We start from the raw sequence: 13,172 nt of genomic DNA on the forward strand, positions 1-13,172 counted from the left end.
AGTCGATTTTGACGCTTTGTCTAATGAGTGAAAATGGGGAATATTAAGTTGCGAAACCCATCAGGACCTATATTAAAGGTGTGTTTACCCGTCGCTTTATTAACGAGAAGATCACTTAGGGCGTTATAAATAGGCTTAATTTTTAAAAAATAAAATATTATTTAGTTTTGAAGTTGACGGAAATGTATAATTTAAATATCAATCACTTTGCCTTTTATATCGTTCATGACGCATGTCTCCTTTTCGCAATACGCCGGATACCTAACGCTCTGGATGAATTGCAAATGGTTATCATGCCAACGATTTATGGCAATCTTCCGCTGTGTATTGTAGGATTGCTGCGGGTACCGGCATGCCGTCGCGGTACAGTTCGCTTCCTTGACGGCCGGAATATCGGGTATAATGGGCTTAGAATGCGTATCCTGCGGGGCGCCGGCAACCACCGGGCAGCCAGTGCCGCCGCGCTCCGTTTCGGTGTCATTCGTGGCCTTGGCAGCACACTGCTGCGTTTCTTTTTCCGTGACCAGCGTCAGATTGCCCTCGGCATCTTCATAAACAATACAAAAGTTGCCCTGAAGTAATTCGACAATTTTCATACCATAACGTTTTACCGCCAGGCAGATGATGTCCAAGCTGAGAACCTCATGTTGTGATGGATAATGGCTATATAATAAATAATTCAGCAGCGGTAGATTGTCTATATGTCCAATAATATGCCATGACTCACTTTTTATATCAAAAGTGTGATATGGCGTGCGGTCGCCGATGAATAAAAATCCCTGTTTTATTTTATAAATTTTATCCTGAAGTGGGGTCGCAAAAGTTAATATAGTGTTTCCTTCGTTCAAAATGATGCAAAATCGATTGCTCATAGGTTCCCTTATAACTATCATAAACGTTAATAATGACTGGAGTGAATACGGGTTAGTGAAATACATTACTCGTTAATTTAATATCTTTAAAGCTGATATATAGTGTAGTTATTACCCTAGACTTTAGTACAGGTTGTGAGGATTTTCCTTTACTGATACCATAAAATCACTTTGTATTTAGTTAGAACAAAGGTAGTTAATTCATCATAACGATAACAGGATGGGGTATGTTTAATTTAATTAGTGTAGATTACCAGGATATTATCAATGATAAGCTTGACGAATTATATTTGCTGCGAAAAAGGACATTTAAAGATCGCCTCAATTGGCAGGTAGCCTGTGTGGGGGACCGGGAGTTTGATCAGTACGATAATGAACATACCCACTATCTACTGGGCTGTTACGATGGCTACATTGTCAGCAGCGTGCGTTTTATCAGCATGAAGTATCCGAACATGATTACCGGCCCGTTCAAGGCATTTTTCAATTATCAAGCAGCGGAGGATGAAACCCTGCTGGAGTCGAGCCGGTTTTTTGTCGATAAGGAGCGGGTGAAATCGCTGTCTGAAACTAAGCTGCCCTTCTGCCACCTATTATTTTTAGGTATGGTGAATTATACGCGTACTATCGGTAAAACGGCCATCATGACCGTATGCAGTAAATCAATGTATACGCTTTTGAAACGAAGTGGCTGGAATATTACCATTGTGAGCATTGGATTGTCCGAAAAAAAAGAGCCCGTTTATCTGCTTCGTTTGGGCATTGATGACGAGAGTCAGGATAGTCTGATCAAATATATACGTCGTTATCATTATTGTGAAGAGGATTATCTGAAAAAATGGCCTATTTATCTTTGATATTTTACTTTATAAAAATAAACATCAACATAGCGCTTTCAACATGTAAATTCTTGCATGGCTAGAAATAAGCTTAACAGGTTAATGAAAATTCCGTTGGGTAACATCATGTCAATGACATGGGAAAGATAATGGCCGTAGTAATCATTCCATTTCTTTATGGTGTAACGTAATCCATGTCATTGACGCTTGATTATTCATAAATTTGCAGAAGATGTAAGTCAGACGCCTTTCTTATTGCATGTTTCGCATTAACCACGCCGAGTTTGACGATGAGATTGCCGATATGAAACTTGACCGTACTTTCAGTGATCCCCATAATAATAGCGATCTCATTATATGTTTTACCGAGGCTTGCCCAGCGAAGCGTTTCTATTTCTCGCGACGTTAATTCCTTTTCAAGTTTTTCCCGGAAAAGTTTACGATCGTACCTTCGCTCGATGATATAACGCTCATGGATTGTTAATAGCAACTGCTGCAGATTTTTTTTATTTTTCACCACATAATCTTGAAAGCAATCTGTATCTCCCTCCGTGTACAGGCTGAGGGTGGCGAGATTATTTTCATGATCGTGCAAAGGGAAAGTATGTCCGTTGGAAATATTGTACTTTCCGGCAACTTTGAAAATCTCTTCATGGCGTGTGTCGTCAGAGGACAGGGTTTTATCGTTCCAGGTGAAGGGCATGATGCGCTGTAGTGCAATGATGATGACCGGGTCATGATGATATAGCGTCATATTGATATACGTATTAATCCATTCTGTGGGATAGTTAGAATATATGACCGGCTGATCCAAATGACGTTTATTGATTACCGAATAAGCAAAGCGAGTATGTTCAGGAAAATTGATCTCCCGATGTATAAGATCATTGATTTCATCCGTAATGAGAACATGTTTATTATCTCGGGCTGATTTGACATTTATAAGCATTATGTTTCTCTATATTTACATGCAATGGTATTGGCAAGAACTGATTAGTCAAGGGCTGGATTGAGTACGAAATAGGGATTATTATTTAATTTGATAGTAAAACAAATAACGGGTTCGGTCAACGATAAATTATTTTCATCAATTAAAATAATATGCAAATAAAAGAATATCAACAATAATTACTAGGAAGTTAATTAAAAATTAAAGTGTATCAATAATATTTACTAAACAGATGAAAACAATCATCCCAGTCCTTCTTAGAAGCAAAGCTACTTTCTGTTGCGTGATGAATGCCGGCTAAATATTCCACATGACCTGCTATGCCCCAATGTTCGCCATGCCCCCGATGGCTCCTGCCGCTCCTGCTACCCTCCTTGCTGCCCGCCCAATGCCTCTATTGCGTCCGCTGTGCCGGCCCCCTGCCTATGTTTAAAGGTTTCTAAGATCCCCCACCTCATTACGGTAAGTTGAAAGTTATTCATTAGGTGTATAATCTTCATGTGCGGCTAGGGTTTAACTGACTCCGGGATGCGGGATAATCTCTTCGCCGCGAAGAAGTAATGATGAGAAGGGAACATAGATGCGATGGTCACTGGATGCACCCGTTTTAGCAAAACTCACCAACAAACATCTGATGCTGCTATGGGTGGTAATCCCGCTATGCCTTTTTGTTGTTTCATTAGTTGTAATCGGCGCTATCGCGCAGCACACACTGAAAAAAAGAGCCGATAACGATATTCACAGCACGATAAAATTTATCGATACCATATTAGATGACGCCAGCGGCACGGCTGAAGAGGCGCTGACGCTGCTTGGACGGCCCTGCGGGGATGTGGTGGATCAATTACGCATCATGAGCGTGAAACATTCCCTGGTGCGCACGGTGAATCTAATTCATAACAATGTAATTTATTGTGGCACGGTGCCCTTGACGCCGCACCTACAGCTGATACCCCATACCCCCGGCGACAACTCATCCGCGACTTCCATTCAATTTCACAATGGTACCGCTCTATTTCCCAATATCGCCGTTATAATAATGCATAAATACCGCGGCAACGATGGCGTCAGTACCATTATCGATACGCAGTATATGTCTTATATGATGAATATCGTCGGTACCGATAATCAGGTCATGGTTATCATCGGCAATCAATTTTTGTCGCCGCTGGGCAAGCTTGCGCCGGTCAGCGGTCTGGTAAACGAGTATATTGGCGTTACAGGGCATTCGCAAAAGTATCCCTACAAGCTGCAGGTTAGTATCTCCCGCCACCGCTTTTTTGCGGATCTCCTCGATACTTACGGTGTGGTAGTGCTTTTTTTGGCGGTGGTATCGATAGTCACCTCGTTACTGATCCGCAATTGGCTCAAGGCGCTGACATCCATCAGGACCACGATGGCGCACGGATTAAAGCGCAGTGAATTCGAGGCTTTTTTTCAACCGGTCATGGACGCGAAAAACAATTGTTGTACCGGTGTGGAAATCCTGGCTCGCTGGAACCATCCCACCGATGGAGTGGTTTCCCCGGAAGTGTTTATTCCCTTGGCGGAAGAGTCCGGCATGATCGTTCCGCTGACGCAGCAGCTAATGAAACAGGTTGCGGAGGTTGTGGCCAGAACGCCGGTTTTTTGGCGGGAAAGCTTGCATATAGCCGTGAATATCTCGGCGATTCATTTGCTAAACCTGCAGATCGTTGATGACTGCCGCGAGTTTTTACAGAGCGTGCAGGGCAAAAAGATCACCTTATTGCTTGAGTTGACTGAACGGCAGTCCATTGAAATCAATGACGTCACTTTGCAGGTTTTATCGGCTCTGCAAGAGATTGGCGTTCGTATCGGTATCGATGATTTCGGCACCGGGTACTCCGGTCTTTCTTATTTAAGTAAAATGAATATCGATTTTCTTAAGCTGGATAAATCCTTTATCGCTATGATTGCGCTTGAAAGCACCACCAAGATCATCGTTGATGTGGTCATTGATCTGGCACAAAAGCTGAACATGCAAGTCATTGCTGAAGGCGTGGAGCATTTACACCAAAAACAGTATTTGCTCGACAAAAAGGTTATCTTTCAGCAAGGCTTCTTATTTTCAAAACCTTTACCCATAGCTCAATTCCAACGCTATTTCAGCCAAGAGCATGAACGGCGCAAACAATGAGTGTATATTCATTCATGTTGATTGCATTCGTAACAGTATTGAAAAATAATCAATAACTCTTTGCAAGATGGCCGGAGTTAACAGCAATTGTGGGCATAACTTACTGAAAAAAATATATTATTTTGAGCACCCGCTGCGTAAGGATTGATGACTAATTATTAGCAGGTTATTTATTTTTTGACTTGTCTGTTTTTGTTTTTAATAGTAAGGTTAGTAAAAGATACTTTCATAATTTGATTGTGGCTAATTAATCCAGTATCTAACTCGTTATCAATCTAAATAATTTTTTTAAAAATTAATCAAACAATGAACTAAATTCAATTACATTAAGCACATTGAGTCGGCACAAGACAGTGCTATATAATGGACCGGTTATTAGCGAAAAAAGTAATAGCTTGCATTCGTTTAAAATAATTATCGTAAAAATTATAAATAGAATCATTTTGTCATGAAGATGAGTGGTTCATGATTCAAGGAGAAAAGTCGATGGACATAGAGCGGCATACTGTTGTCTCCCAGAGCAATAAACTGGCGGTACGGTTATTTCCCGCACGTTGTGCGACCCCGTATCCTGCGCCGGTAATCCTGCTTTGCCATGGCTTTTTTGGCATCCAGGACCTCCTGTTGCCGGTATTCGCCGACCTTTTCGCCGAGAACGGTTATACGGCGGTAACCTTTGATTACCGCGGGTTTGGCGACAGTGGCGGTGAGACCGGCAGAATTGTTCCAGAACAGCAGATCAACGATATCATCGCCGTGCTGGAGTGGTGTAAAAACCGGCCGGATATAGACGTGAAACGCATCGCGCTATGGGGAACCTCACTGGGGGGCTGCCATGTGATGGAAGTTGCCGTGCGGCATCCTGAAGTGAAATGCATCATCAGCCAAATGGGTTTCGCCGATGGGGAACAACTGGTGACGGGAGATATGGGCCATGATGAAAAAAAGAGATTTCTCAATACTATGGCGCGAATGGAACGGAAGAAGCGGCAATTGGGAAAAGAGCTGTTTGTGCCCATTAACAAGGTGATGACCGACGAGGAATCCCGCGTTTTTTTTGAAAAAAATAAAAATAATTACCCGGCGCTGGATATCAAGGTGCCTTACATGACGGTGTGGGAAGCGATTCAATATCGCCCGGCCGCGGCGGCTGAGAAGGTCACCCAGCCGACATTGATGATTTTCGCGCAGAACGATAAAGTTATTGCGCTGGAGTACGGTTTGGCGTTCTATCAAGCCGTTGCGGCGGAGAAGAAATGCTATATACAGCCGAAGGCCGGCCATTATGATCTCTTTGCCGGCAAGCATTTTTCGCAGGTGGCGGAGCGCCAGTTGCACTGGCTGCGTGAATATCTCTAAATGGCATAAACACCCGCTGCCGCCTCGTTGCCACCCGACGAACGGCGCAATGCGCCGGTCGCCGGTTTTAATTTTCCGCAGCGGTCGCATTTGTCAAACGCCCGTGGGACGCCTGACCATAAACCTCAACGGGATCAGTACAAGTTTTTAAGTATCGATACTTCCAGGGGTTTCACCGTAAGCAACGCCAATTCATCTACCATCGTTTTAATATGTGCGGACTGGCCGTGCTTAGCCAGGATCTCATTGCTGGCCCAATGTTCGACGAAGATAAAATGTTCGGGGCGGTCTTGATCCTGATGAAGCTGATATTTCAAACAGCCCTCTTCCTTTCGCGTCGCTTCGACGCAAGGTTGGGTAACCGCTTTGATAGCTTCGGCACAGCCCGGTTTTCCTTCGATTACGGCAACTACATGGATATCGGTGGACATTGACTTCTCCTTTATTAAGGCGACTGGCCCGGTTCCAACCCCGGGGCAATGTATTTTCACTTTCCAATATACTCCATTGAATAGCGTAGCATCATACCATCAGGATTTTTTGCGAACCCTGGTTCCGGATGCCATGAGCTTGCGGGCAAGCCGGGAACGTTACCATAATAGCGTTAACGGCCGCAGCGGTTTCGTCTATTTATTTTAAAGAAAAAAATTACGGTGCGCAGTATGCTAAAAATATTAATTTCCTTCCCGATATTCAGGGACTTGAATATGATGTTGTTTGCTCAGGATGAATTTATTTTCAGCGCAATTTGTTTCAAGGTGTAAATAAGGCTTGTCAGCTGAGGTGAGTCGACTAGGATCAAACATAACGGTTGTTTAACCATTCTATGATTAAGCAACCAGAGATGATAGATAGTTATTTTTTATTAAGAATACTATGTATTACGGCATGAACTTTTAACTCACTCGGAGGTCTCTGATGGCTACTCATCGTGGCGGTTCAGGTAATTTTGCTGAAGATCGTGAAAAAGCGTCCAGCGCAGGCAAGAAAGGCGGCCAGCACAGCGGCGGCAATTTCAAGAACGATCCGCAACGCGCAGCTGAAGCCGGTGAAAAAGGCGGCCGCAACAGCCATGGCGGCGGAAGAAAACCTGCCCGGTAATCGGTCGGGAAATATGAATATGCAACAGCCACATAATTAAGCTTCGTTTAGTTATCCGGACGGCAATCATCCTGATGGATAGCGCAGCCTAATTATAGGGTCGCCATAGCTGATAACTGTCGGATTAATCTCCGGCAGTTTTTTTATGTGTTGATAAAATAAAACCAAATAAGGGAATTAATTATTTAATGCAGATAATTTAAAGGCCGCCATAGCCGAATGATTGCTGATGAATTCGCCGCTCAGGCATCCATGACTGTTATTAAAATAACGTGCACCGAAACGTGGAAAACGCGATACTGGGGATTGATGGGATAACATTATTTGGCCAGACTGGAGGGATAACCCCAATGAGCAACATTACCCTTTATCATAACCCTGCTTGCGGCACCTCCCGCAATACGCTGGCGCTGATTCGCCAGCAGGGATATGAACCCACGATCGTTGAATATTTGAAAACGCCCCCTGACCGGGAACAATTGGCAAAGCTGATTGGCGATATGGGCATCCCGGCGCGCGCGTTGATAAGGACCAACAACGACATCTATGAGCAGCTCGGTTTGGCGGAGGAGCGCTGGAGCGATGAGCAGCTGATTGATTTTATGGTGAACAATCCGATTTTAATCAACCGACCTATCGTTGTCACCCCGCTGGGCACCCGGCTGTGCCGTCCCAAGGAGCGCGTGCTGGACATTTTACCCCATGGCTGAGCAGTCGGGACAACTCGGTAGGGCATCTGTCAGGTCCGCTAATGATTAGTTTTTGAGCGGACTCACAGAATTCACATGCGGCGGCGCGGCGTGCTTGTTAAATTTCCGGTCTCGCTTCATTATCGTAACCCGTACTTGGTTTCAGATTGTCAGCTAACTAAAACCTAAATCTCCTGTTTCTATTGCCCCTGGCAGTGGCGGACAAGCGGTTTAGGTTTTTTGCTTTAATACTACCTGATTAAATCCCGAGAACAATGACGTCAATATGACATGGTATGAACAATGTTAAATTGTGCTATCCGCGGGCCGTATCTCTTTTCCCTTATTCCATATCGTATTTAATCCTGTTTTATCCCTGCGGCCGCATAAGCGGCGGTAAAAACGCCATTGGCTTGTTTTTTATGTTGAAACGACCGTTTTTTTGTCGACGTTTATGCCGGATTATTTCTTTTGGTCAGTGGTTTATTGGGTTTTTTGTTAAACATTTATTAAAATTCACCTAATAAGGGCAGTAAAGCAGTGTTAATGCCTGAAGTTGGTGCATAAAAAATACCCGATAGGGGCGTCATGGAGTGACTAGACGATAAATTTCTATTTAACTTATTGATATAAATCTTATTTTTAGATATTCCCTCTTTGGCACGGCCTGTGCTTGATGTGGTTATCCCGCTGACGCCAGCGCCATGTTTGTCTAAAGAGTAACAGACAGCTGCTGCCGGTGAGGCCGATCCCTAGACAGCTCACTTTATCGAGGCGCTTAAAATGGAAATTCAAAAACCCTACCTGTTGTTTCTGGCTGATGCCCACGATCGGCTGGCGGCAAAAGTCGCCACCGGCATTCGCTACTGGCATCCGGAATATTGCGTCGGTCAACTGAGGATGGCGGGTTGCCAGGTGGATTGCGAACTGCCTGATCTGGATATAGACGCCGCCGCGGCCAAAGGCGCCAAGACGCTGGTGGTGGGAGTGGCCAATCGCGGCGGCGTTATCAGCGAAAGTTGGGTGGCGCTGCTGCAACAGGCGCTGGAAAGGGGCATGGATTTGGCGGCGGGATTGCATAACCGTCTGTCCGATGTGCCGGTATTGAAAGAGACCGCCCGGCGCCTTGGGCGCAGCCTGTTCGACGTGCGCCACACCAGCGCGGTCCTGCCGGTGGGCAGCGGGCGTAAACGCAGCGGCAAACGCCTGCTGCCGGTGGGTACCGATTGCTCCTGCGGCAAAATGTATACCGCCCTGGCCATTGAAAAGGCGCTGCTGGCCCGTGGGCAAAAGGCGACTTTTCGCGCCACCGGCCAGACCGGTATTCTGGTAAGCGGCGCGGGCATCAGCATCGACGCGGTGGTGGCGGATTTCATCGCCGGCGCCGTGGAAGTGCTGGCGCCGGACAATGAGCCGGACCATTGGGATGTGATAGAAGGGCAGGGCTCGCTGTTTCATCCCTCCTTCGCCGGGGTAACCACCGGTTTGATTCACGGCGCCCAGCCCGATGCCCTGGTGTTATGCCACGAGCCCACGCGTACCGCCATGCGCGGGGTGGATTATCCGCTGCCGGATCTGGCGGATTGCATGGCGCTTAACCTTAAGATGGCGCAATTAACCAATCCCCTGGCGCGTTTTGTCGGCATCTCCATCAATAGCGCGCATCTGTCCGAGCCGAAGGCGCTGGAGTATATGGCGGACCTTGAGCGTCAATTCGGCCTGCTGGTGGCGGATCCGTTCCGCCAGGGCGTGGACCGTATCATTGATAATCTTTAATAGGGCGGGAAAATAGAATGACCAGAACCGTTTATATCAACGGCGACTTTGTGCCGGAGTCTGAGGCAAAAATATCTATTTTCGACCGCGGCTTTCTATTTGCCGATGCGGTATATGAAGTCATGGCGGTATTGAACGGCAGATTACTGGAAAATGCCGGCCATATCACGCGCCTTGAGCGCTCCTGCCGGGAACTGAAGCTGCGGCTGCCGGTGACCGCCGCCGCCCTGGAAGCTATCCAGAATAAGCTTATCGCCGTTAACCAGCTGCGGGAAGGAGCGATATATCTGCAGTTAAGCCGCGGCAGCACCGGGGATCGGGAGTTCGATTTTCCGCAGGCCGAGGTGGAGCCGACGCTTTTGTTGTTTACCCAGGCCCGCCCGGTTATCGACAACGTCAAGGCCCGAACCGGGATCCGGGTGGTGACGGTGGAAGACATCCGCTGGCATCGCCGTGATATTAAAACTGTCGGCTTACTGGCCCCTTGCCTAGCGAAAGAGTACGCCCACAGCCAGGGCGCGGACGACGCCTTCCTGGTGGAAGACGGTTTTATAACCGAAGGCAGCTCTTCCAATGCCTGGATCGTCACCGAACAGGGCACGTTGGTCACCCGGCAGCTCAGTACGGATATCTTGCACGGCATTACCCGCCGATCGCTGCTGGCACTGGCGGCGCGTCACGGCATCCCGTTTGAAGAACGCCCCTTCAGCGTTGAAGAAGTTTATCGCGCCGGCGAGGCATTTATCAGTTCCGCGACGTCTTTTATCTGGCCGGTGGTGGAAATCGACGGCAAACCCATCGGCGACGGCAAGCCCGGACAGGTCACCCTGGCTTTGCGCAATATCTATGTGGAAATGGCGTTGGCAGCCACCGGCAACAGCGCAGGCGGCTGAGTGCGGCACATCCAGGAGTGAAATTGATTGTGATGTTTGTCGGGTTTGTTACTCGTACTTTGTACGGCGCGACAAATTCTGACCTTTAATTATCGTGCCGGGAGTTTGAGGTGCGAATGGGCCGTGGTATCGCTTATTGTGAATCTCTACGCACCGTTTTAAGGCAGGCGCCTGCCTAATGGGTTGTCTTTTAGACTATCTGCGGTAGGGATATCACCCGCTATAGGCGGTGCCCGCCAAAGTGGCAGAAATATTGCTTACTTAGAATGCTATCGTTTCCACCATCGCCAGGATTCGGTTTTATCCCGGCGAATACATGGGTTGTACGTTTTTGCTTTTGGATAACGGGTCCGCGCCGCTGGCGTATTGCTAAAAACAGTATAAAGGAACCAGATAATGTCATTAAAACTGCTGAGAACTCCGCTTTCCGCTGTGCTTATCGCCTGCCTGGGCACGGCCTTTGCCGCCCATGCCGATGTGGTTATCGGCGTCGCCGGCCCCTTCACCGGGCCCAATGCCACCTACGGGGATCAATATTGGCACGGCGCCTCGCAGGCGGCGGCGGATATCAATGCCGCCGGCGGCATCAAGGGGCAAAAAATTACCCTGGTGCAGGGGGATGACGCCTGTGAACCGAAACAGGCGGTGGCCGTCGCCAACCGTTTGGTGGATGAAAACCATGTCGCCGCGGTGGTGGGGCACTTTTGTTCTTCCTCCACCATGCCGGCGTCGGCGGTGTATGACGAGGCCGGCATTATCGCCATCACACCCGGATCCACCAATCCGCAGATTACCGAACGCGGCCAGACCGCCATGTTCCGCATGTGCGGCCGGGACGATCAGCAGGGCCTGGTGGCCGGCAATTACATCATTGATAAGCTGAAAGCGAAAAAAGTGGCCATTATCCATGATAAAGATACCTACGGTCAGGGATTGGCGGACGCCACCAAAGCGCAGCTTAACAGCCGGGGCGTGAAGGAAGTGATGTATGAGGGGTTATCCCGCGGCGAAAAGGATTTCAACGCGCTGGTGACCAAGATCCGCTCGGCGGATCCGGACGTGGTGTATTTCGGCGGCTGCCATCCTGAAGCCGGTCCGCTGGTGCGCCAGATGCGCGAACAGGGCGTGAAGGCCACCTTTTTCTCCGGCGACTGTATTGTCACCGCCGACATGGTGACCGCCGCCGGCGGTCCGCAATATACCAAGGGCGTGTTGATGACCTTTGGTAAAGATCCCCGTCAAATTCCGGACGGCAAAGCGGTGATTGAAAAATTCCGCGCCGCCAAGTTCGAACCTGAAGGTTATACACTCTACTCTTATGCCTCGGTCCAGGCCCTGGCCGCTGCCTTTAACGCCGTCGGCGTCGATTCCGCCAAGGCCAGCGCCTGGCTGAAATCCCACCCGGTGAGTACGGTTATGGGGCAAAAAACCTGGGACAGCAAAGGCGATTTGAAAGTCTCCGATTACGTGGTTTATCAGTGGGACGATCAGGGTAAATATCACGAAGTCCCGTAATCCGCCGCTGAACGCCGACAAGCCTGAGTTCCATGGGGACTGTGCCGGATGTCAGGCGCGGCGACCATGGGATAACCGGTTCAAACGAGACTGCTGAATGATGGATGCTACCTTTTTGCAACAAATGCTTAATGGTTTAACGCTTGGAGCGGTCTATGGTCTGATCGCCATCGGCTACACCATGGTGTACGGCATTATCGGCATGATTAACTTCGCCCACGGCGAAGTCTATATGATTTCCGCCTATCTGTGCGCCATCGCCCTGGCCCTGCTCTCTTTTTTCGGCCTGCATTCGTTCCCCCTGCTGATTCTCGGCACCCTGGTGTTCACCATTGTCGTCATCGGTGTGTACGGCTGGGTTATCGAGCGTATCGCCTACAGGCCTCTGAGGAATTCCACCCGCCTGGCGCCGCTGATTTCCGCCATCGGCATGTCCCTGATCCTGCAGAACTATGCCCAGATCAGCCAAGGGCCGCGCCAGCAGGGTATTCCCACCATGATGGACGGGGTATTTAAATTCACCCTTGGCGGCGATTTTGTTCAAATCACCTATACCAAGGTTTTCATTCTGATGGCCTCCCTGGCGGGGATGCTGGCGCTGACTTACCTTATCGGCCATACCCGGCTCGGCCGGATGTGCCGGGCCACCCAACAGGACCGTAAAATGGCGTCGATGCTGGGTATCAATACCGATCGGGTGATTTCCCTGGTGTTCGTGATCGGCGCCGCCATGGCCGGGCTGGCGGGGGTGCTTATCACCATGAACTACGGCACCTTCGACTTTTATGCCGGCTTTATTATCGGCATCAAAGCCTTTACCGCCGCGGTGCTCGGCGGCATCGGCTCGCTGCCGGGGGCTATGCTGGGGGGACTTATTCTCGGCGTGGCGGAGGCGCAGTTCGCCGGCATGGTCAATTCCGATTATAAAGATGTGTTTTCATTTTCATTATTGGTGGTCATTTTGATTTTTCGTCCGCAGGGCCTGCTTGGCCGGCCCATGGTGGCCAAGGTATAAAGGGAG

Annotated in this window: 11 protein-coding genes and 1 pseudogene; 9 read left to right on the forward strand and 3 right to left on the reverse strand. The window is 48.5% G+C overall.

Annotated elements, in window-relative coordinates; all coding sequences use genetic code 11:
- Positions 1-191: 191 nt before the first annotated feature.
- Positions 192-872 (reverse strand): carbapenam-3-carboxylate synthase domain-containing protein, encoded by a 681-nt coding sequence (locus ACL2XO_RS05370; RefSeq protein WP_413726565.1) that lies wholly within the window; start codon positions 870-872, stop codon positions 192-194.
- Positions 873-1,099: 227 nt separating this feature from the next.
- Here ACL2XO_RS05370 and ACL2XO_RS05375 point away from each other — a divergent pair, with 227 nt between their 5' ends.
- Positions 1,100-1,729, forward strand: coding sequence for an acyl-homoserine-lactone synthase (locus ACL2XO_RS05375; protein WP_413726566.1), 630 nt, complete (start codon positions 1,100-1,102; stop codon positions 1,727-1,729).
- 193 nt (positions 1,730-1,922) lie between these two features.
- Here ACL2XO_RS05375 and ACL2XO_RS05380 read toward each other — a convergent pair whose 3' ends face one another.
- Positions 1,923-2,660, reverse strand: coding sequence for a LuxR family transcriptional regulator (locus ACL2XO_RS05380; protein WP_413726567.1), 738 nt, complete (start codon positions 2,658-2,660; stop codon positions 1,923-1,925).
- Positions 2,661-3,240: 580 nt separating this feature from the next.
- Here ACL2XO_RS05380 and ACL2XO_RS05385 point away from each other — a divergent pair.
- The gene (locus tag ACL2XO_RS05385; protein ID WP_413742335.1) at positions 3,241-4,818 is read left to right on the forward strand and encodes an EAL domain-containing protein; all 1,578 of its coding nucleotides are present in this window, start codon (positions 3,241-3,243) and stop codon (positions 4,816-4,818) included.
- A 465-nt stretch (positions 4,819-5,283) separates the two neighbouring features.
- The gene (locus ACL2XO_RS05390) at positions 5,284-6,177 is read left to right on the forward strand and encodes an alpha/beta hydrolase (protein WP_413742336.1); all 894 of its coding nucleotides are present in this window, start codon (positions 5,284-5,286) and stop codon (positions 6,175-6,177) included.
- Positions 6,178-6,311: 134 nt separating this feature from the next.
- On the opposite strand, the gene ACL2XO_RS05395 is transcribed toward ACL2XO_RS05390, so the two are convergent.
- Positions 6,312-6,608 (reverse strand): putative quinol monooxygenase, encoded by a 297-nt coding sequence (locus tag ACL2XO_RS05395; protein WP_132923446.1) that lies wholly within the window; start codon positions 6,606-6,608, stop codon positions 6,312-6,314.
- A 487-nt stretch (positions 6,609-7,095) separates the two neighbouring features.
- On the opposite strand from ACL2XO_RS05395, the gene ACL2XO_RS05400 reads away from it, so the two are divergent.
- The 6 genes and pseudogenes from ACL2XO_RS05400 to ACL2XO_RS05425 all read left to right on the forward strand — a co-directional run bounded on the left by ACL2XO_RS05400 (position 7,096) and on the right by ACL2XO_RS05425 (position 13,166).
- Complete coding sequence (locus ACL2XO_RS05400) at positions 7,096-7,278, forward strand: general stress protein (protein WP_132923445.1); 183 nt, start codon at positions 7,096-7,098, stop codon at positions 7,276-7,278.
- Positions 7,279-7,628: 350 nt separating this feature from the next.
- Positions 7,629-7,985, forward strand: a pseudogene (gene arsC / locus ACL2XO_RS05405) (arsenate reductase (glutaredoxin)); the annotation flags it as partial.
- Between the two features lie 765 nt (positions 7,986-8,750).
- Positions 8,751-9,743 (forward strand): N-acetyltransferase DgcN, encoded by a 993-nt coding sequence (gene dgcN, locus ACL2XO_RS05410; protein ID WP_413742337.1) that lies wholly within the window; start codon positions 8,751-8,753, stop codon positions 9,741-9,743.
- A gap of 17 nt (positions 9,744-9,760) precedes the next feature.
- Complete coding sequence (locus tag ACL2XO_RS05415; RefSeq protein ID WP_413742338.1) at positions 9,761-10,636, forward strand: D-amino-acid transaminase; 876 nt, start codon at positions 9,761-9,763, stop codon at positions 10,634-10,636.
- 396 nt (positions 10,637-11,032) lie between these two features.
- On the forward strand, positions 11,033-12,151 hold the full coding sequence (locus ACL2XO_RS05420) for a branched-chain amino acid ABC transporter substrate-binding protein (RefSeq protein ID WP_413742339.1): 1,119 nt from the start codon (positions 11,033-11,035) through the stop codon (positions 12,149-12,151).
- A 100-nt stretch (positions 12,152-12,251) separates the two neighbouring features.
- Positions 12,252-13,166 (forward strand): ABC transporter permease subunit, encoded by a 915-nt coding sequence (locus ACL2XO_RS05425; protein WP_413726882.1) that lies wholly within the window; start codon positions 12,252-12,254, stop codon positions 13,164-13,166.
- Positions 13,167-13,172 lie beyond the last annotated feature (6 nt).

The organism is Sodalis sp. RH15 (genome assembly GCF_047324255.1).
GTDB classification, from domain to species: domain Bacteria; phylum Pseudomonadota; class Gammaproteobacteria; order Enterobacterales; family Enterobacteriaceae; genus Acerihabitans; species Acerihabitans ligni.

Excerpts from the sequence above, each read along its gene's own strand:
- ACL2XO_RS05370 (WP_413726565.1), bottom strand. The coding sequence starts at position 872 with ATGAGCAATCGATTTTGCATCATTTTGAACGAAGGAAACACTATATTA.
- ACL2XO_RS05375 (WP_413726566.1), top strand. The coding sequence starts at position 1,100 with ATGTTTAATTTAATTAGTGTAGATTACCAGGATATTATCAATGATAAG.
- ACL2XO_RS05380 (WP_413726567.1), bottom strand. The coding sequence starts at position 2,660 with ATGCTTATAAATGTCAAATCAGCCCGAGATAATAAACATGTTCTCATT.
- ACL2XO_RS05385 (WP_413742335.1), top strand. The coding sequence starts at position 3,241 with ATGCGATGGTCACTGGATGCACCCGTTTTAGCAAAACTCACCAACAAA.
- ACL2XO_RS05390 (WP_413742336.1), top strand. The coding sequence starts at position 5,284 with ATGATTCAAGGAGAAAAGTCGATGGACATAGAGCGGCATACTGTTGTC.
- ACL2XO_RS05395 (WP_132923446.1), bottom strand. The coding sequence starts at position 6,608 with ATGTCCACCGATATCCATGTAGTTGCCGTAATCGAAGGAAAACCGGGC.
- ACL2XO_RS05400 (WP_132923445.1), top strand. The coding sequence starts at position 7,096 with ATGGCTACTCATCGTGGCGGTTCAGGTAATTTTGCTGAAGATCGTGAA.
- dgcN (WP_413742337.1), top strand. The coding sequence starts at position 8,751 with ATGGAAATTCAAAAACCCTACCTGTTGTTTCTGGCTGATGCCCACGAT.
- ACL2XO_RS05415 (WP_413742338.1), top strand. The coding sequence starts at position 9,761 with ATGACCAGAACCGTTTATATCAACGGCGACTTTGTGCCGGAGTCTGAG.
- ACL2XO_RS05420 (WP_413742339.1), top strand. The coding sequence starts at position 11,033 with ATGTCATTAAAACTGCTGAGAACTCCGCTTTCCGCTGTGCTTATCGCC.
- ACL2XO_RS05425 (WP_413726882.1), top strand. The coding sequence starts at position 12,252 with ATGGATGCTACCTTTTTGCAACAAATGCTTAATGGTTTAACGCTTGGA.